Source organism: Mucilaginibacter sp. KACC 22773 (assembly GCF_028736215.1).
Taxonomy (GTDB): Bacteria; Bacteroidota; Bacteroidia; order Sphingobacteriales; family Sphingobacteriaceae; genus Mucilaginibacter.
The window spans coordinates 2,358,955-2,381,509 of sequence record NZ_CP117883.1 but is presented as its reverse complement, the minus strand read 5'-3'; the positions used below and the strand labels follow the sequence as shown (position 1 = coordinate 2,381,509).

Here is a 22,555-nt window from a genome sequence, read left to right as displayed (position 1 = left end):
ATTTTTGAATTTTGAATTTTGAATTAACTCAACTGCTTGTTAAGTAACGTATTCCATTCATTATAAATAGGTTCAAAATTAACGGAAAGATCTGGTTCTATTAATTGGATGGCTTTGGTGTTGCTGAATGCTTCTGACGGCGATTTGAAGATGCCTGCACCTATCCCGGCGCCTAATGCCGCGCCTACGCTGCCGTCGTTGTTGTATAGTTCAACGGGCACGCCAGTGGCGTTTACAAAGGTTTCGGTAAATAGCTCGCTTAAAAAAAGGTTGCTTTTGCCGGCACGGATTACCGTTGGGTTCATGCCGTTGCTGCGCATGATATCAAAACCATAGCGGAACGCGCAGGCAATACCCTCCTGTACCGCGCGGAAAATATGCGCCTGGGTATGCAGGTTAAGGTCGATATTTTGAAAATGGGCACCTACCTGTTTATTGTTCAGCATACGCTCGGCGCCGTTGCCAAATGGCAGTACACGCAGGCCATCGCTGCCTAAAGGTGCTTTTTTCGCTTCCTGGTTAAGTTGATTGTAACCTAAGCCTGCGCCAAAATTGTATTTGGCCCAGCGGTATAAGCTGCCCGTACCGTTAATGCAAAGCAATACGCCTAAACGTTTCTCTTCTTCGGTATAATTTACGTGGGCAAAGGTGTTGATACGCGATTGCTGGTCATAAGCCAGTTGATCGCTTACACCGTATATTACGCCGGATGTGCCTGCCGTTGCAGCTACCTCGCCCGGGTTTAATACATTTAATGATAAGGCATTATTTGGCTGATCGCCTGATTTATAGGTTACCGGGATGCCGGCTTTAAGGCCAAGTTTTTCGGCTACATCGCTTTTTAACGCGCCGTGAGATGAAAAAACCGGGTTGATAACCGGGAACAGGCTTTCATCAAAACCAAAGTAGTTGATAACATCTTTAGAGATGCCGTTGGTTTTAAAATCGAAGAACACCCCTTCGGATAAAGCCGATACCGAGGTGGTAATCTCGCCTGTTAGCTTCATGGCGATGTAATCGCCGGGCAGCATGATCTTGTCTATTTTAGCGTAAATCTCCGGCTCGTTCTCTTTTACCCAGGCCAGTTTGGACGCGGTAAAGTTGCCCGGCGAGTTTAACAGGTGCGATAAGCATTTTTCCTGGCCTATGGCGGCAAAGGCTTTATCGCCAATTTCAACGGCGCGGCTATCGCACCAGATAATGCTGTCGCGTAAAACATTCTGGTCTTTATCAACCAAAACTAAGCCGTGCATCTGGTAAGCTATCCCTATGGCGGCAATATCCTGCGGGTTGTAACCACCTTTGGCATGGCAGCGTGCCAGTGCCTGTTGCGCCTGGTCCCACCACATGAGTGGCGACTGCTCGGCCCAGCCGGGATGTACAGCCTTTATCGGCGATTCCTCGTCCGGAAACTGTGCTGATGTTATAATTTGTTGCGTATCAGCATTAACAACACTAACTTTAACTGAAGAAGTACCTATATCAATCCCTAATAATAACATGGATTTTTTTGGGGTTTTAGCATGAATAGTAAAAACGGGTTTATTTTGGGGCATTTAACTTCACGAAATTAAATAAATATTTAAAATTACAATCGATTGCGTAAAATATTTTTTCCAACTTGCACTTTATAATGAAAAAGGGAAAACGCACCACCATTTATGACATCGCCGCAAAACTGGGCATAACCGCTTCGTCGGTGTCTCGCGCATTGAATAACAGCAACCAGGTAAACGAAAAAACCAAGGAGCTGATCATGAAAACCGCCGACGAACTTAACTACAAGCGTAACATCCTGGCGTCAAACCTGCGCAAGGGGCATTCCAAAACTATTGGTATTGTGGTGCCGCGCATTAACCAAAACTTTTTTGCCAACGTTATTGCGGGTATCGAGGAAGCAACCTATCAAAAAGGCTACAACCTCATCATCTGCCAATCGGGCGAATCGCATGATAAAGAGATACAGTGCGTGAATACCCTGATAAACCAGGATGTGGATTGTATTGTAATATCGGTATCGGCCGATGGCAACGACTACCAGCACCTGCAAAACGTGATTGACCACGGCATCCAGCTTATCCAGTTTGACCGCGTGGCCGAAGAACTGGAAACACTGAAGGTAATAAACGATAACGAACAGGCATCGTACGAAGCCGTATCGCACCTGATAGAAAGCGGCTACAAACGCATAGCCCTGCTGGAAGGCCCTCAAAACCTCAGCATTTTTAAACAGCGTAAAACCGGTTACCTGCGGGCCTTAAAAGCCTACAATATTGATGTGATTGACGAACTGATAGTTGAAAATGCCTGGACAAAAGAATTAGGCGCCGAGGGTACCCGCAAACTACTAAGCCTGCCCCAGCCTCCCGATGCCATATTTGCCTCCACATCTGATTTCTCGGCCCTGGGTGTTTTGGAAGTTGCCAACGCGATGAAAATAAAGGTACCATCGGAGTTAGGCGTTTGCGGCTACGCCAACGAAGGTTTCTCGGAAATTACCAGCCCATCCATAACTACTATAGACCAGTTTAGTATTTATATGGGCAACACGGTTGCCAACCTGTACTTCCAGGAAAAAGGCAATACCGATACCACATCCAAGCCAAAAATCATCAGCATAAAACCTGAGCTGATTATAAGGGGATCGACGGCGAGAAAAGGGAAAGGGTAGAAAGTATATTTATATTATTTTCTAAGTCGACCAAGATGAAGGTGCCAATGATCAAATTGTAACGCTTTCCCCAGGTTTTTGATTATTTACTGTAAATAAATCCTGTTATCTTTATTTAACAGATCATTAGATATGATTTTCCCATTCAGCGTAAGCTATAACAGGCGATTAAAAGCAACAATAACACCTGATAACCAACATGCGGTATTGCAATATATAATGAACAGTATATTGGACGATAAAGCAAATAACGTTCTTGCCGATGATATACATGTAACCTATAAAGGTTCGACATCTGCCAGGAGAGGGTCTTTATTCGGGAGCGTTGACGATGGTACTTTTAGTTTAATTTATAAAGATGATAGCTGGTGGTTGAATTATCAGATCAATATGCGTGAGCTTTTTGTTTTCACAACCATAGCCTCAACTATTATGGGCGTATTTATGCTGTTAGGAGGCGGTCCCTGGTGGGTAGGCATTGCTGCATTTTTATGGCTATGCGGCGGCAATTGGATCATCATTTTTATAAGGCATGAGACTGTAGCCACCAGCATTGCTGCGGGAATTGATGACCTGATATGCGGTAAAACGGGACTACCTGAACAGGATAAAATGACGGGTGAACTTAAAAGCTGGTTTTAGCTAACACGTTATCCTTTAGATATTTTAATAATGCTTGCTTACACCGGTGGGGATAGCCTACATGGCATGGCAATTCAAAACAATTCTTTCTTCCATAACAAATAATAAACATCCTCAGCGAAACCACATTATTCTAAAAAACTCAGGATATAACCATCCGGGTCAGTAATATAAAATTCCCGTCCGTAGGGCATTTCTCTTAGTGGCTGTATAATATTTATCGGCTGTTTTTTTATCGCTTCAAAAAGGCTGTCAATATCTGCTACCGCAAAACACAGGTCAAGATGTTCATTTTTAGCTTTGAATGCCTTTTTTTCGATAGCTCCGTAACCTAATTTAAGGTGTATAGTGTAACTACCTTTAAAAATGCCGGCATAAAAATCCTCGTAACGGAAATCAATTTCAAATCCCAGTTCGCGGGTATAAAAATCCAGGGAACGCTCAAGGTCGGCTACGACAAACTGCGGACTCATACTTTTGATTTTCAGATAATTTGTACTCATTTTGATAAATTTAGAATTGTGCGTTAAGCCTCCCAAAAAACAAAGCGTAACCATCGGTATCCGCTACCTCAAACCCACGTAATCCATCACTATTATTATGGATTGGTTTGTAAAATAATACACTGGCACACATTACAACTAAATCACATTGCAAGCCACTCTTTCCGGCGAAGCCGAAGAGAGGGTGACGGGCGCAGCCTCGCCGGGTGAGTCTTCGCCAACATTCATAACCGACGTTTTCTTGCCGCCCCTACAACCCCTTCTCCTCCACCAACGTCACCGGCCCAATCAATCCACTTTCCCTCAAAGCCGAACCTTTTTCCGGCCCGCTTATCGTCCAGGTTTTTCTTTTATCTTCCGGTAACCCGGCATCATAGGCCAACCTGTTGAACCAGGTACTGGTTACTTCCACTTTAAGCGAATTTTTGTCGGCAACAATAGCATTGGTTAAATCCAGCTGGTAAGGATTGCACCATACGGTACCGATAAACTTCCCGTTCAGGGTAACTTTGGCAATCATATTTACCGAGCCAAGGTTAAGCAAAAAATGCGCACCTGACTCAATTTTATCAATGGTGAACGTGGTGGTATACGCGGCAGTACCCGAAAATGCTTTTGCCTCGGGTGATAGGTTCAGATCTTTCCAGGGTTTTAATTCATTGATGCGGGTTGTTTGCGGTGCGCCCCATCCTTCCGGGAAAGATAGCTCCCAGGGAGCCGAGAGGTTGGTTGTGGCAATTACTTTTGTTTGGACGGGTTTATTTGCGGCGTTTTGTTGCTGGTTATGATTAAAAACTACAAAACATGAGCCCGCCTGTGGTAAATCAAAAGTTACAGATGTACGACCTTGTTTTTGTTCGGCTGCTACAGCCCTGGTTGTGCCGTTAAGGGGATCCCACATTTCGGCAGCACCTGTATTGCGGAAATCAAGCGTGCCTTTAAATGCTTTGCCTTTTGGCGCGCATATGAAATACCAGTCGGCACCTTCTGCTTTGCGGTGTGTCCAGATGGCGTCTCCGCCGGTAACATCCGGGGTTAATTGTATTTGCTGTAAAGCATCGGCCAGCGAAGTTCCTGAAATTAAAGCGCCTTTGCCCAATTTGCGCAGGCCTTTTGGTTGTTTATCACCCCAAATGTTTTTTACAGCAGTATTGAAACGGATTTGTGATTTTTGGCCGCCGCTAAGCGTTGCGAGGTATTGTGGGGCATCGCCAATAATTGTTGCCCCGGCGCGGATCAATGCCTCGAGTTTCTCCAATGTTTGCGGCAGCATATGGATGGTTGATGGCAACCATAACACCCTGTAGCTTATCCCTTCGGGCGTTACCACCATCCCGTTTGCCACAGTAAGCCTGTTCAGCAGAACATCGGGGTTACAATAATCATACTTAAAGCCTTTGGGGAAAGGCGCGTTTTGATCGGGTTTATGGTCTATCTCGTCGCCCAGATACCAAAGTACATCTGATACCGGCCTACCGCGCTCCTGTAAATAACTAATACGCGCAAAATAGCCGTTTAGCTGTGGCATATCGTTCCACCAGGTTTGCTGCCTCAGGAACGGGGTCCCTATGCCTGATCCAAATGAAGTACCGGGCTTCAGCGAATCGGCTTTGGGATTATGTGTGTAGGTATGGTATACCAGGTGTGTTACGCCTTCTACAATGTTCACGTTGGCCACTTCCTTTAAATCCTGCCAGTGCTCGTCCCACGTGAGCGCGAAGGAGGTAAATGCTTCGGCACCCAGCCGGGGTTTGCCGTAAATATGTGCGGCGGAAGCAGCCGGCTTAATAGGTTTAAAATTAAACGAGCCTACGTAGCCATTGGTAAAAGGCTGCCAGAATTCGCACATGGGTACATCGGCAAACTTGTAATATTCTAAAATATCAGCCGGAAAAACATCTCCGGCGGCAGTTTCGTACGATACAGCCAGGTTGTTTTGTTTGGCCAGCTGCGCCATCCGCCCATAAAACTTGTTGGTATACAAGTCGTTCAAGGTCGACCGCCAGTCGCGCAGGAATTTGAATGTGGTTTCCTGGTCTTTCAGCACATAGCCAAACAAAGCAGGGATCCATTTGCGCAGCGGGTAGGCCTCCACACGGTTAAACTCCTGTTCCATATTTTGTGTCCAGGTTTGGGTTTCGCATTCCCAGCTGTCCATCAGCATGCCTTTTAACAGGCCATCGCCCAGTATACCATTTGCTCCGGACAGCCTACCAATATAGCCAGCGAAATGCGCGTTGGCGCCGGCCTCTGAAAGTTTATTACTCTCCCAGCCGGTACCCTCTGCCGGGGCGGGGCCATTTTGCTTGCCGCTGTTTACGTGGCCTATGCGTAAAACAGTCCATTTACCGCGCGGGGCAGCCCATTTTAAATTGCCCTGCGCATCCATCATGTTGGTGATATCGCGAATCTGGGCCGGATCGATATAGCTTTTAGGCGATTGCCCGTACTTTTTGCCGCTGCGGTCGATGCTGCGCAAGGTCCACCCGGCCTCTGATTCCCAGCTATTTTTGCGGGCAGCCGAAAAGAAACGGATGACGCCAAGGGCCATATCGTGTTTGTTTTCGATATAGAGCTTTATCGTTTTAGCTCCTTTTACTTCCGTGCAGGCAAAAGAGAGCGGCTGCGTATCCTGCCAGTTCCCTTGGGGGATATTGGTATTTAAAATATCTATTACTTTACCGTTGGCCATGATAGCCTGCGCCTTTATTTTTACGCCGGGCTCATAATTCCAGGCGTGCCCCATGCTGTTAACGCTCGGCAATTCGATGGTCCGGATGGTCACAGTATCGGCAAAGGTTACTTCAGCCCAATACGGTTCGCCTGTGGCTGCCGGTTTAAGCCGCACAGATTCTTTCGCCTGTTTCAGGAAACAATCCTCCCATGATATATTGCTACTGCCCTTAACAGATTGGGCTACAAGCGGCTTGCCGGTATCGCCTAATGGTGTTGGAAATGCAAGTACAGTAATATCTCTGTAATCCCGCCAGGGTTCGCTGCTGGGTTGCGGTTGGTCAAGGTGCATGTTTACTACACCCTCCCCTCCTGCTAAATCGATCCTGCTCCAGGCTAAATGGCGCATGGCGTTGGCCGGTGTTATCCATGGCCCGCCGGCCATTGCCCACCCGGGGCAATTTTGCATGGTAAAGCGCAAACCCAGCCGGCGGCATTCCTGCGCAGTATGGCGTATGGCATCTTCCCATAGCGGGCTCAAACATGCAATTTGGGGACTAACTCCCGGCCATGGCCCGCCAAACTGCCCATGAAAAAGCTGGATGCCCGAAATACCCGACCGCGCAATGGCTTCCAGATCGGCCGTAATGCCTTTTTTTGAAACATTCCCCCCTATCAAGTGGAACCAGGTTTCGGGATAGTAAACTTTTGGCGGCGACATAAAGGCTGCTTTATCATATTGGCCAAAACTGCGGTTAAGTTGCTGCGCCAGCGGCAAAATTGGCGCTACCTGGGCCGTTGATGAAAAAAAAGTTACCGTCGTCAAGAAAACAGCCAACAACGGCGTGAATAATATATTTTTTTGGCGCCTCATTTTGTTTTTGCTTATAGGTTATAAAGGGTTGACAGCATCCATTTAAATGCCTGCCAGATTTGGGTAATCTAAACTATCATTAATATTTTCCAAAACTGTCCTGTGCTGTCCTCTTTAAAATATTTTGAAAGTTATTAATTTACAGAGTGTTTTTTTTTACAAAATCTCCTCCACAAATACAATACTCCACTTTAAAATACCTATAATTCATATTCAATATCAATTAACATTTCTGTTACATTTGTGCGATATAGCTTTTAACTTTCAACCATAATTTATATCACAACTATGGATGACTTTATAGCAGCAAGGTCGCAAATGGCCTTATCCTTAGGGTTTCACATCATCTACTCCTGTATCGGTATGGTTATGCCTGTTTTTATGGCCATATCGCATTATAAATGGATAAAAACCAAAGATCCGGTTTACAAAAACGTTACCATTGCCTGGAGTAAAGGCGTAGCTATATTTTTTGCTACCGGGGCAGTATCGGGCACCATGTTGTCATTTGAGTTAGGACTGCTTTGGCCGGGCTTTATGAAGCATGCCGGGCCCATATTCGGGATGCCATTTTCTTTAGAAGGTACGGCTTTTTTTATTGAAGCGATAGCACTTGGCTTTTTCCTGTACGGGTGGAACAAATTGAACACCTGGTTTCATTGGGTTACGGGTATTGTGGTGGGTGTAAGCGGGATAGCATCGGGCATATTGGTAGTGGCGGCCAACTCATGGATGAACAGCCCATCGGGGTTTGATTATGTAAACGGCAAATACCTCAACATAGACCCACTGAAGGCCATGTTCAACGAGGCCTGGTTTTCCGAAGCATTGCACATGACGATAGCGGCATTTTCGGCAACGGGTTTCGCAGTAGCCGGCATCCACGCGCTGATGATCTACCGGAAACAGAATGTTGCTTTCCACACCAAATCATTTAAAATAGCCATCGTATTTGGTGCGGCGGCGGCCATTTTACAGCCCTTAAGCGGCGATATATCCGCCAAAGGAGCAGCTAAACGGCAGCCTGCTAAACTGGCCGCTATGGAAGCTTATTTCCATACTCAGGAGTACGCGCCACTTGTTATAGGTGGTATCCCGGATACGGCTGCTAAAAAAGTTAATTACGGCCTGGAAATACCCGGCCTGCTGAGTTTTTTGGTTCATGATGATTTTAAAACGGTTGTCAATGGCCTTGATAAAATCCCGGTTAAAGATCAGCCGCCTGTTGCCATTACACACTACGCCTTCCAGGTGATGGTGGGTATTGGTACTTTGATGATGTTTATCGGTATCCTGTATTTTATCGCTTTGTGGAAAAAGAAAGAATGGCTAAATAAACCATGGTTTTTAAAGCTGTTTATTATTGCCACGCCAACGGGTTTTATAGCTTTAGAGGCCGGCTGGACAGTAACCGAAGTTGGCCGCCAGCCATGGATTATCCAGGGTGTGATGCGTACCAGCGAGGCGGTTACCAAAATGCCGGGCATCCAGTATACATTTTACCTGTTTACATTTATTTACTTCACCCTGAGCGTATTTGTTATTTTCCTACTGAAAAGACAGATCCAGATGGTGCCTAAATTGTACGACAAATAACCTGCTGACACTATGTTATACATCGTTATATTATTTTTATTTGCATCCATTACCCTATACTTTCTATTGGGCGGGGCCGATTTTGGCGCCGGTATCATCGAGCTTTTTACATCCGACGGCAACAGGCACCGGACCCGCAAAACCATGTACCAGGCCATTGGCCCTATTTGGGAAGCCAACCACATGTGGCTTATCATTACGGTGGTAATATTATTTGTAGGTTTCCCCGATATCTATAGCGAGATGTGTACTTACCTGCATATCCCGCTGCTTATTTTGTTATTAGGCATCATTGCGCGTGGTACTGCTTTTACCTTCCGCAATTATGATGCTATTAAAGGTGAAAGAACGCAAACACTTTATAACCACCTTTTTATCTACTCGAGTTTTGTTACACCAATGTTCCTGGGTATTATAGCCGGCAGCGCGTTATCCGGCCAGATTGATCCGGCAGCCAAAGATTTTGTTCATGCCTATATTTTCAGTTGGTTTAACTGGTTCTCGGTGGCTGTAGGCCTCTTTACCGTAGCACTTTGCGGTTTCCTGGCAGCCATTTACATTGTAGGCGAAACGGAGAATGTCGACGATATTAAACGCTATATCAAAAAAGCAAAGATATTTAACGTGGTAGCCGTTATTTGCGGGGGGCTGGTTTTTATCGCTTCAGAAATTGAGCACGTTGGCTTGTCCAAATGGATCTTCGGCAATGTTATTAGTTTGGTTGCCGTAATAGCTGCCACTTTATCACTCGTACTGCTTTGGTTTATTATCTCCGAACAAAAGAACAGGCAATGGATCAGGCTATTAGCCGCTTTCCAGGTAAGTATGATCCTGATATCGGTAGGATCAACCCGTTTCCCAAGGTTTGTGATATTTAAAGGGGGCAGCTCGATGTCATTGCTCACAGACCATGCAACCGTAAATACCATAAATGATTTGGGGATTGGTTTATTAGTTGGCAGTATGTTTATATTACCCGCGCTGGGGTATTTGTATTATAGCTTTCAGCGGAAAGACAAGCAATAGAGGAAATTATTGAATTATTGAATTATTGAATTAAACAAACTTAATTCGTGAAATTCGATTTAATGCACTACAATTCGTGTTTATGAAGAACTATCTTAAAATATTATCTATCGACGAGTATTCCATCACTCCGAAATACCTGCAGCTTTCAAACGCCATTATCAGGGCTATCGAAAGTGGCGACATCGTTAAGGATGATATGCTACCATCTATCAATGATTTAAGTTTTGCTTTAGACACCTCGCGCAATACGATAGAAAGAGTTTATAAAGAACTGAAAGACAAAGGGATAGTAAGCTCGGTACCTGGGAAAGGTTTTTTTATATCAAACACAGATTTCCAGAAACCACTGAAAATATTTTTGCTGTTTAACAAGCTAAGCGCGCACAAGAAAATTATTTACGACGCCTTTGTAGCCACCATAGGCGAACTGGCCACCATCGATTTTTATATTTATAACAATGATTTTTACTTTTTTAAAAAGATCATTGCCGAAAGTTTCAACAGCGGCTATGCCAAATACATCATCATCCCGCACTTTCTGGATAATGAGACCAAAGCTCACGAAATTATCAACACCATCCCAAAGGATAAACTAATCTTATTGGACAACCTGGTACCAGGAGTAAACGGAAAATTCGCAGCCATTTATGAAAATTTTGCTTCGGATGTATATGAAGCGCTTAAGAAGCTGATAGATAAATTAACTAAATATCACAATATCAAGCTGATATTTCCCGGGAAAACCTATCATTCTAAAGAGATACTGAAAGGTTTTTTGAACTTTTGCCGCCAATATGCTTTTGATTATGAAGTGGTTGATTCGTTGGCAGCAGAAACCATTCAAAAAGATACCGTTTACATAAGCCTCACCGAGGACGACCTGGTAGAACTGATCAAAAAAATCATCGCATCTGATTTAAAGGTAGCTAAGGATGTAGGTGTTATATCTTATAACGAGACGGCGCTTAAGGAGATTATCCTGGATGGCATCACCACCATATCAACCGATTTTAAACTCATGGGAAGCAAAACCGCCGAATTTGCGTTGAACAATTGCCATGAGCATTTCGCAGTACCGTTTAATGTGACGCTACGGAGCTCGTTGTAAGAAGCCCCCCTCAAAACCTTCCCTGAAGGAGAAAATTTTGAGAGAGAAGCATTATATTTTGTTTTGAAGTCTCGTTTTAAAGGGGCTTATTTTACAAACTTAGCTGCTACCCATTCTTTGTCTTTTTTGTGGGTGATATATTTAAGGCCGTATTTGGCCGCTTCATCGGTAATGATATCCAGGTCGGGCGATTCGTAAAAACCACTGAAATAGATCTCTCCGTCGGGCTTTAACACTTCGGCGTAGCGCTCCATCTGATCGAGCAGGATATTGCGGTTTATGTTGGCCAATATGGTATCATATTGTTCATTAGGTATAACCTCCTTAGAGCCGCATAGCGGGATAATATTCTCAATATGGTTTAATGCAGCGTTTTCGATAGTACTATCATAACAAACCGGATCATAATCAATAGCGGTAACCTGCACGGCACCTAATTTAGATGCCATAATAGCCAGGATACCTGTGCCGCAACCCATATCAAGCACATTTTTGCCTTCGTATTCGTTTTCCAGCATTAGTGCCAGCATCATTGATGTGGTTTGATGGTGGCCGGTACCAAAAGCCATTTTCGGATCGATAACAATCTCGTACGGAAACTCTGGCTTGGCTGGATGAAAGGTCGCCCTTACATAAATTTTGTCGCCAATCTCAATCGGCTCAAAATTACTTTCCCATACCTCGTTCCAGTTTTGTTGCGGAATAAGTGTTACTTCATAACTAAAAGTAAACAGCTCTCGATAGGGTGCTAATTGCTCAATCAGCGCTGCTTCATCAAAAGCATCTACCGGGATATAAGCTTTAAAACCAAGTTCCAGTTCTTCAAAAGTATCAAAACCAATCTCGCCCAAAGCATTAATCAGCAAATCCTGCTGGTAATCTTCGGTAGTTATGGTGGTAAAAAGTAATTCGTAGTAGTTCATAAGATAATATTTTCATCACATGTCATTGCGAGGCACGAAGCAATCGCGAACTTTGCGAGGCGAATATGCACGGTTAGCGATTGCCACGCTGCGCTCGCAATGACATAATTTTTCTCTGCTTCTACTCTTCGGTAGCAACCGTTTCGTGTTTTGCTTCGCGCTTGGTCTTCAGCTTAACAGCCTTCCCTGTTACTAAAAACAATATAAAAAAATTAATAGCCCAGTAAGCCAGCTGTATCATTAACATGATGGTTGTTAGCCCAATCAGGTTATCATAGCCCGATTGATCGTCCCATATAAAATAGGCAACCCCGCCGGCGGCAAGCGCACAAACAACAGCCACAATTATAAAAGTGACTAATGCCCCAACGGCCGACCGCAACACAAAAGCTTCCCAAACCGGCACGATAACAATCCATTGGGTAAGTATGGCGCATATGAAGTATAAAGGCCAGCAGTAATAAAAGCAGGCCATAAATGCATGTACATTACCCTCGCCCATATCCCCTACCTGCATGGCATTGGCGTAAGCGCTTGTGATTACAAACACCGAAAATGCCATAAATGCAATAAGTGGCGGGAGAAAAGTTCTCATGTTTTAGATTTGAGATGTGAGATATGAGATTTGAGACACATATCCCGCATCTTTCTATCTAACACATTTTTTTCGCTTCTGTTTGGAATCAGATTTGAGATAAGAAACAAGCGAAGCTGATCTCACATCTCAAATCTGATATCTCAAATCTAATCTTAATTAAACGCTTTAATAATATCCACAAAATCCCGAGATTTTAGGGATGCGCCACCTATCAGGCCGCCATCAATATCGGGGCAGGCAAATAGCTCGGCAGCGTTTTTAGGGTTGCAGCTACCGCCGTATAAAATGGTGGTACTATCGGCAACTTCCTGGCTGTATTTGGCAGCAATTTCTTTACGGATAAACTCATGAATTTCCTGCGCTTGCGCAGATGATGCAGTTACGCCTGTACCTATAGCCCAAACCGGCTCATAAGCTAAAACAAGTTTACCAAACTGCTCGGCATCTAAATGAAAAACACCTTCAACCAATTGCGATTTGATCACATCAAAATGCTCATTAGCCTCGCGCTCCTGCAAAGTTTCGCCAATGCAGAATATAGGGCGCAAATCGTGTTTTAAAACGGTATCCGTTTTTTTAGCCAAAAGCTCGTTGGTTTCGCCAAAATACTGGCGGCGCTCTGAGTGACCAAGGATAACGTAAGCCGCGCCGATAGATTTAATCATCCGGGCAGAAATTTCGCCGGTATAAGCGCCGCTTTCGGCCTGGTGGGCGTTTTGAGCACCAACAGATACTTTATGGTAACCTTTTGCTAATTGTACCAGGCTATTGATATGAATAAAAGGGCTGCAAATAACCGCTTCCTGGGCACCGGTAACCTCGTCTTTAACCATGTTAATAATTTCGGTAAATACGCCTAAACCTTCGTTATAGTCAAGGTTCATTTTCCAGTTTCCGGCAACAATTTTTTTTCTCATTGTGTTATGTTTTAGTTGATTGGGTTGATTTAGTTAGATTGGGTTGATTTAGTTGGGTTAAGTTGATTGAGTTGGACTGAGTTGATTGGCTTGCATTAAGTCGACTTGGTCGGAAGATTAAAAAAGATATTAAAACTTAATCAACCTAATCCAACCCAATCTAACTAAATCCAACCCAATCAACCACTCACTAAAAACGACGAAATTCCTCTGTTAATTCAAATACCTTAGTTAATATATCCTGTTCTACTTCGTCAAAATTGCGATGGTCGCGGCGGTCAAATACTTTTTGGGCGGTGGTAAACATTTTCTTGAGCGAATAAACCTCGAAGCCCTGTGCGCCTCCCCATGAAAAATCGGCCACAAAATTACGCGGGAAACCTGCGCCAAACACATTTGCGCTAACACCTACTACAGTACCCGTATTAAACATGGTATTGATGGCGCATTTTGAATGATCGCCCATGATCAGGCCACAAAACTGCAGGCCGGTTTTACGAAAGCGCATGGTATTATAATCCCAAAGCTTTACCTCGTCGTAATTATTTTTCAGGTTCGAGTTGTTGCTGTCGGCGCCGATGTTGCACCACTCGCCAAGTACCGAGTTACCTAAATAGCCTTCGTGCCCTTTAGATGAATAGCCCCAGATTACGGCATTGTTTAATTCGCCGCCAACCCTTGAGTAAGGGCCAACTGTGGTGGCACCATAAATTTTGGCGCCCATTTTAACCTGCGAATGCTCGCAAATGGCAAAAGCTCCCCTAATGTGGGTGCCTTCCCAAATCTCGGTATTAGCCGATAGATAAATGGGGCCGTTAGTAGTGTTAAATGTAGAGCATTCGGCAACAGCGCCTTCTTCGGCAAAAAAGTCGTTTCCAATAATTACGTTGGTAGCACTTATCGCGGCGCTGGTACGGCCTTTGGTGAGCAACTGATAATCTTTCCGCAGTTCGATATCATTTTTTCTGAAAATATCTTCGGGATATTTTATCGATACAAAAAGGTTTGTGTAAGCTATATTTTTATCAAACGATGCTTCCGCGTCAAAACCTCCTGCGCCGGCCTGGTCTAAACGTACAGCCAGTAACTGGTCATTATATTTTAATGCCTCGCCCGTTTGTAAATTGCCTATCGCTTCCAGTAAACCCTCGTCGGGGCAAACAGCGCCATTGATAAACAGGTTGTCAGCCTCAATTTTCGCGGGGAATTTGGCCTGCAAATAATCAAGCGTATGGAATGACGTAGTTGTATTTAAATGCTTAGCCCATTTTTCGGCAATGGTCATAATACCAATGCGCAAATCGGCAACGGGCCGGGTATAGGTAAGCGGCAGTAAAGTTTGGTGTGCGTTATCGTCGAAAAGAATAAGAGCCATGGCGCAAAAATAAAAAAAGTCCCCCGATACGTCGGGAGACTTGTAAATATTTAATTAAACAAGCAATTATTTCTTGTTGTAACGTGTACGGAATTTATCGATACGACCAGCAGTATCAACCAGTTTCATTTTACCGGTATAGAAAGGATGCGATGTGTGCGAAATTTCTAATTTGATCAATGGATACTCGTTACCGTCTTCCCATTTAATGGATTCACGTGTATCGATGCAAGATTTAGTCATAAAGGCATATTCGTTCGACATGTCTTTAAACACAACTAATCTATAGTTTTTTGGATGCAGATCTTTTTTCATTATATATAAACTTATCTTCTGTAGTCTTTAAAAGAGGCGCAAATGTAATGAAATAATTCAAAATTCAAAAGGCAAAAGTAAAAAAGGTTCATGGTTCATGGTTCATAGATCATGGCAGTGCATTTGCATACTTGACTATCACGGTTAAGTACATGATTAATAATACAATAAAAGCCAAAAATAAAACCTGGGGGGATGGAACAACGAGCGTTTAGGAACGTTAAATAAGGACATTGCTTATATCATCTTTGTAACGAGCTATAAATTCTTCAAAAGAATTTGCCACTATTTCATAGCTACTACCACAGATCGCGTACACCTCATTTTTGTCACTACCATAACCGTACAACCTTATAGCAAATACCATGAGGTGTATTGAATATTCTGCAAACACAAAGCAATTTTCATGTTCCGGTAAGATATTAACTATTTGCCGGTAGTCTGGAGTTCCGCCATAATTGCCAACTTCATCCTTTACACTTTTAAATTCGGAAAATTTGTAAAACACAAACATGTCTCGATTATAAGAATCGATCTCTTCGTCTGTCAGTTTTAAATAAGCAAGCAGATCGCCCGGAATAATTAGTTTATTTCGGAATTGAAACAGACAAATTTCGTCTTCCAAAGATAATTCAGGACGTTTGGCTTTTTCAGGATAATCATAAGCCTGGCACAGCTCAATCAACACCCCATTAGCACTCTTTGGATGCACAAAACACACTAATTTATTATCTGCCCCCTGCTTAGGCTCATCATTCAGCAGCACAAATCCTTCCTTTTTTAAACGGTGCATTTCGGCAACTATATCATCTACCTCAAATGCTATATGGTGTATCCCCTCCCCCTTTTTGGCTATAAATTTGGCTATGGGGCTATCGTCGTTCAGGGCCTGCAGCAGTTCAACCTTATTGGGCCCGGTTTGTAAAAAAGCGGTTAGCACTCCTTCGCTTGTTACGGTCTCGGTTTTATAAACCGGGGTATTTAAAAGCTTTTCATATATGTTGCCTGCTACACTAATATCGGTTACGGCAATGCCAATATGTTCCACTTTGTTCATGTCCAAATATTGTAAATTAATGGTCAGCTTTGATAATTTACACTTTATTTTGAATGATTTTAAATAAAAACTTACTTATCTTTGTACTGTTAATATTACATAGCACATGAATATCCCCATTTATTTAGATAATAACGCAACAACACCGATGGACCCACGGGTTTTAGAGGCAATGTTACCTTATTTTACCACAAAATTTGGTAACGCAGCCAGCCGTAACCATCCATTTGGCTGGGTAGCCGAAGAAGGTGTTGATTATGCACGCGAGCAAGTGGCCAAACTGATAGGCGCAAACGAAAAAGAAATTATTTTTACTTCGGGCGCTACCGAATCAGATAACCTTGCTATTAAGGGTGTGTTTGAAATGTATAAAGACAAAGGTAACCACATTATAACAACCGTTACCGAACACAAAGCCGTACTTGACGCTTGTAAACACGTTGAAAAACTGGGTGGTAAAGTTACTTACCTGCCGGTTAAAGAAGATGGTTTACTTGACCTTGCCGTATTAGAAGCCGCCATGACCAGCGAAACTATCCTGGTATCGGTAATGTATGGCAACAACGAGATTGGCGTTATCCAACCTATAAAAGAAATATCTGCCATTGCCCACAAATACGGCGCCCTGTTTATGACAGATGCTGTACAGGCAGTTGGTAAAATACCTGTTGATGTTAATGCTGATGGTATCGACCTTTTGGCACTATCGGCACACAAAATATACGGTCCTAAAGGTGTTGGCGCATTATACGTTAGGCGTAAAGGACCACGTGTTAAAGTTACAGCCCAAATGGACGGCGGCGGCCATGAGCGCGGCATGCGTTCAGGTACCTTAAACGTACCGGGCATTGTTGGCCTGGGTAAAGCCTGCGAGCTTTGCGGCCTGGAAATGGAAAGCGAAGCCAAACGTTTATCAGCTTTACGCGATAAACTGGAAGCAGCTTTAACCGTACTGGAAGAAAGCTATGTAAACGGAAACGTTGAGCACCGCTTACCACACGTTGCCAATATATCATTCAAATACGTGGAAGGTGAAGGCTTAATGATGGCGATGAAGGATTTAGCTGTGTCATCAGGCTCGGCCTGTACATCAGCTTCGTTAGAGCCATCGTACGTACTGAAAAGCTTAGGCTTATCAGACGACCTGGCACACTCATCAATCCGTTTTGGACTGGGCCGCTTTACTACCGAAGAAGAAGTTGACTACGCTGTTGAAGTAACCAAAAACTCGGTTACCCACCTGCGCGAACTTTCACCACTTTGGGAAATGTTTAAAGAAGGCATCGACCTTGACTCCATTGAGTGGGCAGAACACTAAATAGATATGCAAATGTGCAGATTTCAAATGTGCAGATGCCTTAACTGATAAAATAATATACGAGTAGAATTTAATCACTAATTCAATAACTCACTAATTCAATAATTAAAAAAATGGCATATTCAGATAAAGTAATCGATCACTACACTAACCCCCGCAATGTGGGCACTTTGGATAAAAGCAGCCACAAAGTAGGTACCGGCTTAGTTGGTGCACCTGAATGCGGCGACGTAATGCGCCTGCAAATTGAGGTGGATGATAACAATGTTATCACCGATGCAAAATTTAAAACCTTTGGTTGCGGTTCGGCAATTGCTTCTTCGTCTTTAGCTACCGAGTGGTTAAAAGGCAAAAGCATCGACGATGCAATGAAAATTGACAACATGGATATTGTTGAAGAACTGGCTTTACCACCGGTAAAAATTCACTGCTCAGTACTGGCAGAGGATGCCATCAAAGCAGCAATCAACGATTTCCGCGTTAAAAACGGCTTAGCGCCGATTGAAAGCGAAAAAGTACACCATTAATTTAGTAGTAAGTATCAAGTAGTAAGTATCAAGATTTTTTTGATGCTTACTACTTGATACTTGACAACTGATTTAATGATACTGAAAGTAGTAACTTGTTTATTAGACAATCAAATCTTACTACTTGATACTTACTACTTGATACTGAATAAAAATGGTAACTGTAACTGATAAAGCAAAAAGTAAAATAGAACACCTGATGCAGGATGGCGGGCTTGATGCTTCGTATTTTCTGCGTGTTTCTGTACAGGGTGGCGGTTGCTCGGGTTTATCATACAATTTGGATTTTGATAACGAAGAAAAAAAAGGCGACCAGTTTTTTGAAGACCAGGGAATCCGTATGGCTTTGGATATGAAATCGTTCCTGTACCTCGCCGGTACCGAACTTGATTTTAGCGACGGCCTTAACGGCAAGGGCTTCAATTTTCATAACCCTAACGCCAGCCGTACCTGCGGCTGCGGCGAAAGTTTTTCTGTATAAAAATTTATACTTTATATATAAAAGAGGCTCCTGATTGGGGCCTTTTTTTGTTTTGAGGCTTTTTTAGAAACGGTTAAAAAATAGATGAACAAACTGGCATTACTGATGCTAAACAATCAAAAATAAACGACTGTCATCCTGAGTGGTAAAATTTCGCGAAATTCTGAAGGAGAAATGACATACAAAAATAAAAGACTGTCATGCTGAGGTACGAAGCATCTATTCGCGAACTTTTCTATCGGTCATGCACAGCTGATAGATCCTTCGTACCTCAGGATGACAGGAAAACCGAACTTGCCATGGGTAATTGCAAATTTTGCGAAGTTCAGGAGGGGAATTGACGTATATCGCATGTCGGCGAGTCGACTCACCCCGACGAGGCTACGCCCGTCTGCTCCTCTCTCCGACTGCGTCGCATAGATGGGCGGAAAAAAAATAAAAAATGAGCTTCACCCTCTTTGCGGCGAAGCCGGAGAGGGTCGGCCAGCGTAGTGTAGCCGGGGTGAGTTGTAGCCAGCGTTCAAAGCCAATGTTTGTCTAAAAGCCAACTGCTTCATTAAAGTATAAAAACTAAGCGCTATAACGGGGATTATAACTAACTTGTGCAGTAAAATCTATTAGCCTATCCCATTATGTCGCTCCTCATTAAATTATCATTCCTATTGCTGTTTGCCTTTAAACAAACAGATTATAAAGCAGATATAGAAATTATTAAAGCTTCGAGGGCCGCTTCTAATATGGCTATTGCCAAACACGATGTCGACGGCATATCCAAATACTGGCTACCCGATTTTACGCAAACCATAGGCAGGGGAATTACCACCACCGGCAAGGATAGCATAGCAGCAGACTGGAAACAGTTATTTAAAATCAACAAAACCGTAGCATACGTACGTACTCCCGTAACCATTACCGTAGGCGATAACGGCATCATGGCCTGGGAAACCGGCACCTGGATAGCCATAAACTCCTACAGCAAAGGTGGCAATTACTCGGCCATGTGGCGCAAAATTGATGGCAGCTGGAAATTACAGGCGGAGTTGTTTGTATCATTAAGAAAACTTTAAAACAAAAGAAGCTGTATCTGCGAGGGCACTGAAAATACGCAAAAAGCCGGATGCATTTAATGCAACAGTGATCTTCAATCTCAAATCTCAAATCTATCATAGCGTACGCCGCCGGTAGAAGCGGCGCCAGGCTATCCACTCATACTGCACAAGGCATTAGCCACAGGCCGGTACCCGTTTCTATCCTTTACGCGAGCTGCGGGTATTCAAAAACACCCGGATGAAATTAAACATCCGGGAGTTGCATATTTATTACTTAGCAAGGCGTTTATCTATCAGGGGGGCACACGCGACACGCGTGCGCCAGCGGGGAGTTGAATCAGGACGCAATTTTTCAACCCGGTTTTTGAAAGGTGATCCCATCGGCGGCTTCCTCAATAGATTGTTTTTTTTTGATATAACTGCCTGTTACGGAGAAAATCCTCAGAGTTATTATTGAAATCGGCTGCTTCTCCTTGTATCATAATTTTACTGCAATACGCTGAATTGTTTTGTATTCAAAGTTATTAAACCCCATTGTGTAAAAAATACGCAATGAGATTTGGATATATAAAACTTATGCTATAGTTTTATTCCGTTAATGTTAGTGATTTTGTTTTATAAGACAATCGTCAGGCGAAAGTTAGTACGAGCATCGCTGTCTTAAGAACAACGGCGATGGGATTAGAGAAGGACCTCGTTAATATCAAAATCAATTAAACCTAAAATACAATCTGTAATGAACTTAAAAATAACCTTAGCCTCCGTCGCGTTTGCGATTTGGATAGCTTCTGCTTTTGCTCAAAATCCCGCGATACCACATCTGGAAACAAAGGGAACTACCAAACAATTGATTGTTAACGGTAAACCATTCCTGGTATTGGGAGGCGAACTTCACAATTCCAGTACATCCGGCGTTTCCTACATGGCCACGCTCTGGGACAAAATGAAGAAAAAAAATTTAAATACGGTGATCGCCCCGGTTTATTGGGAGTTGTTGGAACCTGAGCAGGAGAAATTTGATTTCACCTTGGTGGATAGTATGATCCATGGTGCACGAAGCAAGGGCCTGCATTTAGTGGTCTTATGGTTTGGCAGTTGGAAAAACGGATATTCTATGTACACACCAGCCTGGATAAAGGGCAATACAGAAAAATATCCAAGGGCTAAGGACAAAGACGGAAATTCCTATGAAATGCTTTCCGCCCTGTATCCTGCATCACAAAATGCCGATGCCAGGGCGTTCAAAACGCTTATGCACCATATTAAGGAAGTTGATGGCAAATATCAGACAGTAATTGCCATGCAGATCGAAAATGAGATGGGATTGTTTGGTTCACCCCGTGATTACTGCAAAGTGGCCAATGAAGAATATGAGCGTGGGGTGCCCACTGACCTGATGACATATATGTCAGGCAACAAAGAAAAATTACAGCCTGAGTTAGATAGTGCATGGAGGGCTAATGGTTATAAAACAAACGGCACATGGGAAGCCGTTTTCGGTAAAAGCAAGTTTGAAAAGAAAGATCTGTCCGTGTTGTCCTATTTGCCCGAAGAATTATTTTCGGTTTATCATTATGCCAAATATACCGGGGCCGTTGCTGCAGCGGGGAAAAGTGAGTACCCCATCCCCATGTATGTTAATTGCTGGATAAAACAAGCGATGACAAGCTATCCTGGTAAATATCCGAGCGGAGGCCCCACGCCTCATACCCTGGATCTTTGGCGGGCTGTAGCTCCTGCAATCGACTTTATATCCCCGGATATTTATGTTCCGCTAAAATCTGCGCGGTTGACTATGGAGCAATATAAACGGCCGGGCAACCCTCTATTTATTCCTGAATACCGCCCTGGGGCCCAATCGGCCACCGAGGCGTTTTGGGCTTACGGACAATTGGATGCCATCTGTTTTTCACCTTTTGGGATAGATGACCTTGAGCCCGAAGAAGATGAGATTACCAAAACATATGAGGTGCTTAATCTCGCTAAGGATAAGATACTTGAAAACCGTGGCAAAGGTAACATGCTGGGAATCTACCTGGATTCAACCGATCGTGAACAACAATTTGATCTGAACGGATATCATATCAAGGTTTCGTTCGGGGGAGCATCGAATGCAGAGATGGCAAACATTGCTGTTGGTGTCAAAATCAAAAAGGAACAAGTAGCCGGAGGCCTGATAATAGCGAACGGTCCAGACGAATTTATTGTGATAGGAAAGAATATGAGTTTCAAGCTTCAACCCATCACTCCGGATATTAAAAAGTCGTTGTTGGATGTTGAGTTTATGGATGAAGGCTATTTTAAAGAGGGGAAGTGGATAACAACCAGGAGACTAAACGGCGATGAAGGAACCGGTGGCGGCGATTATGGCTTTGGATTTATGAATAATAAAAATGCCTATATTAAGTTTCAACGGCAAAAGGGCGACAAATACAGTCTGCTCAGGTTTAAGATAAGCAAATACAATTAAATATTCTCAGTGTCTTTATATTCAGTAAAATGTGCGTAATGCCCTTGCTGTCGTTAGTCTTCCCCGCTCTCCGAAGTGTTCCGCTGTTCGAATGCCTCTCACTTCGAACGACTATGCCTGTAGTTTGCAACTACCCGTATGCATAGCAAAAGCAGTTTACAGACTACTTTACATATTGGTTCGAAGTCGGAGACATTCAAACAGCGGGTGTTTTCTCCCCCACTGCTGGCGCGTGCGCCAGCAGTGGTTTTTTTCAGAAGCTATATCTTCGCAAAAGCCAACAATGCTTACAAAAATTTCTGTAATTTTATCTCTCAGCACAGGATGTTGGTATTTGTTAATGAATTGTTGTCAATTCATTTTGCAGGCAGAAAACCATACCCTTTGCTCCCTTTTGTATACTTTTCTTATCCCGAACCCGCGTGTAAT

Annotated in this window: 19 protein-coding genes; 10 read left to right on the top strand and 9 right to left on the bottom strand. The window is 43.5% G+C overall.

From position 1 onward, the window contains the following. Nucleotides 1–23: 23 nt before the first annotated feature. Complete coding sequence (locus PQ469_RS10200; protein ID WP_274213820.1) at nt 24–1,502, bottom strand: xylulokinase; 1,479 nt, start codon at nt 1,500–1,502, stop codon at nt 24–26. Nucleotides 1,503–1,633: 131 nt separating this feature from the next. On the opposite strand from PQ469_RS10200, the gene PQ469_RS10195 reads away from it, so the two are divergent. Together PQ469_RS10195 and PQ469_RS10190 are read left to right on the top strand one after the other, a co-directional pair. Then, a complete protein-coding gene (locus PQ469_RS10195; RefSeq protein WP_274212869.1) occupies nt 1,634–2,671 on the top strand; it encodes a LacI family DNA-binding transcriptional regulator in 1,038 nt (345 codons plus the stop codon). A gap of 132 nt (nt 2,672–2,803) precedes the next feature. After that, nucleotides 2,804–3,313, top strand: a complete 510-nt coding sequence (locus PQ469_RS10190) for a hypothetical protein (protein ID WP_274212868.1) — start codon at nt 2,804–2,806, stop codon at nt 3,311–3,313. Nucleotides 3,314–3,441: 128 nt separating this feature from the next. On the opposite strand, the gene PQ469_RS10185 is transcribed toward PQ469_RS10190, so the two are convergent. Beyond that, nucleotides 3,442–3,816 carry a VOC family protein gene (locus tag PQ469_RS10185; protein ID WP_274212867.1) on the bottom strand — a complete coding sequence of 125 codons (375 nt, stop codon included), beginning with the start codon at nt 3,814–3,816 and terminating at the stop codon, nt 3,442–3,444. 250 nt (nt 3,817–4,066) lie between these two features. Beyond that, on the bottom strand, nt 4,067–7,363 hold the full coding sequence (locus tag PQ469_RS10180) for a glycosyl hydrolase (protein WP_274212866.1): 3,297 nt from the start codon (nt 7,361–7,363) through the stop codon (nt 4,067–4,069). A gap of 288 nt (nt 7,364–7,651) precedes the next feature. Here PQ469_RS10180 and PQ469_RS10175 point away from each other — a divergent pair, with 288 nt between their 5' ends. From PQ469_RS10175 to PQ469_RS10165, 3 genes are all read left to right on the top strand, one after another. Further along, nucleotides 7,652–8,959, top strand: a complete 1,308-nt coding sequence (locus tag PQ469_RS10175) for a cytochrome ubiquinol oxidase subunit I (protein ID WP_274212865.1) — start codon at nt 7,652–7,654, stop codon at nt 8,957–8,959. 12 nt (nt 8,960–8,971) lie between these two features. Then, a complete protein-coding gene (locus PQ469_RS10170) occupies nt 8,972–9,985 on the top strand; it encodes a cytochrome d ubiquinol oxidase subunit II (protein WP_274212864.1) in 1,014 nt (337 codons plus the stop codon). A gap of 82 nt (nt 9,986–10,067) precedes the next feature. Then, nucleotides 10,068–11,096 carry a GntR family transcriptional regulator gene (locus PQ469_RS10165; protein ID WP_274212863.1) on the top strand — a complete coding sequence of 343 codons (1,029 nt, stop codon included), beginning with the start codon at nt 10,068–10,070 and terminating at the stop codon, nt 11,094–11,096. Between the two features lie 86 nt (nt 11,097–11,182). Here the strand turns inward: PQ469_RS10165 and prmA are convergent, their stop codons facing one another. The 6 genes from prmA to mce all read right to left on the bottom strand — a co-directional run bounded on the left by prmA (nt 11,183) and on the right by mce (nt 16,281). Continuing rightward, nucleotides 11,183–12,019, bottom strand: a complete 837-nt coding sequence (gene prmA / locus PQ469_RS10160; RefSeq protein WP_274212862.1) for a 50S ribosomal protein L11 methyltransferase — start codon at nt 12,017–12,019, stop codon at nt 11,183–11,185. 121 nt (nt 12,020–12,140) lie between these two features. Further along, nucleotides 12,141–12,614, bottom strand: a complete 474-nt coding sequence (locus tag PQ469_RS10155) for a hypothetical protein (RefSeq protein ID WP_274212861.1) — start codon at nt 12,612–12,614, stop codon at nt 12,141–12,143. Nucleotides 12,615–12,769: 155 nt separating this feature from the next. Further along, nucleotides 12,770–13,534, bottom strand: coding sequence for a triose-phosphate isomerase (gene tpiA / locus PQ469_RS10150; protein WP_274212860.1), 765 nt, complete (start codon nt 13,532–13,534; stop codon nt 12,770–12,772). Nucleotides 13,535–13,724: 190 nt separating this feature from the next. Then, entirely contained in the window at nt 13,725–14,909 is a 1,185-nt protein-coding gene (locus tag PQ469_RS10145) for a GlmU family protein (RefSeq protein WP_274212859.1), read from the bottom strand. Between the two features lie 66 nt (nt 14,910–14,975). Continuing rightward, the gene (locus PQ469_RS10140) at nt 14,976–15,224 is read right to left on the bottom strand and encodes a type B 50S ribosomal protein L31 (RefSeq protein ID WP_090646940.1); all 249 of its coding nucleotides are present in this window, start codon (nt 15,222–15,224) and stop codon (nt 14,976–14,978) included. A gap of 220 nt (nt 15,225–15,444) precedes the next feature. Continuing rightward, nucleotides 15,445–16,281: a methylmalonyl-CoA epimerase gene (gene mce, locus PQ469_RS10135; RefSeq protein WP_274212856.1), complete on the bottom strand. Its 837-nt coding sequence runs from the start codon at nt 16,279–16,281 to the stop codon at nt 15,445–15,447. A 106-nt stretch (nt 16,282–16,387) separates the two neighbouring features. Here mce and PQ469_RS10130 point away from each other — a divergent pair, with 106 nt between their 5' ends. The 5 genes from PQ469_RS10130 to PQ469_RS10110 all read left to right on the top strand — a co-directional run bounded on the left by PQ469_RS10130 (nt 16,388) and on the right by PQ469_RS10110 (nt 22,126). Further along, entirely contained in the window at nt 16,388–17,599 is a 1,212-nt protein-coding gene (locus PQ469_RS10130) for an IscS subfamily cysteine desulfurase (protein WP_274212855.1), read from the top strand. Nucleotides 17,600–17,712: 113 nt separating this feature from the next. Then, nucleotides 17,713–18,126, top strand: coding sequence for a Fe-S cluster assembly scaffold IscU (iscU, locus tag PQ469_RS10125; protein ID WP_147059619.1), 414 nt, complete (start codon nt 17,713–17,715; stop codon nt 18,124–18,126). Between the two features lie 154 nt (nt 18,127–18,280). Then, on the top strand, nt 18,281–18,607 hold the full coding sequence (locus PQ469_RS10120) for a HesB/IscA family protein (protein WP_090646922.1): 327 nt from the start codon (nt 18,281–18,283) through the stop codon (nt 18,605–18,607). 632 nt (nt 18,608–19,239) lie between these two features. Continuing rightward, entirely contained in the window at nt 19,240–19,674 is a 435-nt protein-coding gene (locus PQ469_RS10115; RefSeq protein ID WP_274212854.1) for a YybH family protein, read from the top strand. A gap of 718 nt (nt 19,675–20,392) precedes the next feature. Further along, complete coding sequence (locus PQ469_RS10110) at nt 20,393–22,126, top strand: GH35 family beta-galactosidase (RefSeq protein ID WP_274212853.1); 1,734 nt, start codon at nt 20,393–20,395, stop codon at nt 22,124–22,126. The last annotated feature ends 429 nt before the right edge of the window (nt 22,127–22,555 follow it).

Excerpts from the sequence above, each read along its gene's own strand:
- PQ469_RS10165 (WP_274212863.1), top strand. The coding sequence starts at position 10,068 with ATGAAGAACTATCTTAAAATATTATCTATCGACGAGTATTCCATCACT.
- PQ469_RS10200 (WP_274213820.1), bottom strand. The coding sequence starts at position 1,502 with ATGTTATTATTAGGGATTGATATAGGTACTTCTTCAGTTAAAGTTAGT.
- PQ469_RS10115 (WP_274212854.1), top strand. The coding sequence starts at position 19,240 with ATGTCGCTCCTCATTAAATTATCATTCCTATTGCTGTTTGCCTTTAAA.
- PQ469_RS10185 (WP_274212867.1), bottom strand. The coding sequence starts at position 3,816 with ATGAGTACAAATTATCTGAAAATCAAAAGTATGAGTCCGCAGTTTGTC.
- PQ469_RS10130 (WP_274212855.1), top strand. The coding sequence starts at position 16,388 with ATGAATATCCCCATTTATTTAGATAATAACGCAACAACACCGATGGAC.
- PQ469_RS10170 (WP_274212864.1), top strand. The coding sequence starts at position 8,972 with ATGTTATACATCGTTATATTATTTTTATTTGCATCCATTACCCTATAC.
- PQ469_RS10110 (WP_274212853.1), top strand. The coding sequence starts at position 20,393 with ATGAACTTAAAAATAACCTTAGCCTCCGTCGCGTTTGCGATTTGGATA.
- tpiA (WP_274212860.1), bottom strand. The coding sequence starts at position 13,534 with ATGAGAAAAAAAATTGTTGCCGGAAACTGGAAAATGAACCTTGACTAT.
- PQ469_RS10120 (WP_090646922.1), top strand. The coding sequence starts at position 18,281 with ATGGTAACTGTAACTGATAAAGCAAAAAGTAAAATAGAACACCTGATG.
- PQ469_RS10190 (WP_274212868.1), top strand. The coding sequence starts at position 2,804 with ATGATTTTCCCATTCAGCGTAAGCTATAACAGGCGATTAAAAGCAACA.
- PQ469_RS10140 (WP_090646940.1), bottom strand. The coding sequence starts at position 15,224 with ATGAAAAAAGATCTGCATCCAAAAAACTATAGATTAGTTGTGTTTAAA.
- iscU (WP_147059619.1), top strand. The coding sequence starts at position 17,713 with ATGGCATATTCAGATAAAGTAATCGATCACTACACTAACCCCCGCAAT.
- prmA (WP_274212862.1), bottom strand. The coding sequence starts at position 12,019 with ATGAACTACTACGAATTACTTTTTACCACCATAACTACCGAAGATTAC.
- mce (WP_274212856.1), bottom strand. The coding sequence starts at position 16,281 with ATGAACAAAGTGGAACATATTGGCATTGCCGTAACCGATATTAGTGTA.
- PQ469_RS10145 (WP_274212859.1), bottom strand. The coding sequence starts at position 14,909 with ATGGCTCTTATTCTTTTCGACGATAACGCACACCAAACTTTACTGCCG.
- PQ469_RS10195 (WP_274212869.1), top strand. The coding sequence starts at position 1,634 with ATGAAAAAGGGAAAACGCACCACCATTTATGACATCGCCGCAAAACTG.
- PQ469_RS10180 (WP_274212866.1), bottom strand. The coding sequence starts at position 7,363 with ATGAGGCGCCAAAAAAATATATTATTCACGCCGTTGTTGGCTGTTTTC.
- PQ469_RS10175 (WP_274212865.1), top strand. The coding sequence starts at position 7,652 with ATGGATGACTTTATAGCAGCAAGGTCGCAAATGGCCTTATCCTTAGGG.
- PQ469_RS10155 (WP_274212861.1), bottom strand. The coding sequence starts at position 12,614 with ATGAGAACTTTTCTCCCGCCACTTATTGCATTTATGGCATTTTCGGTG.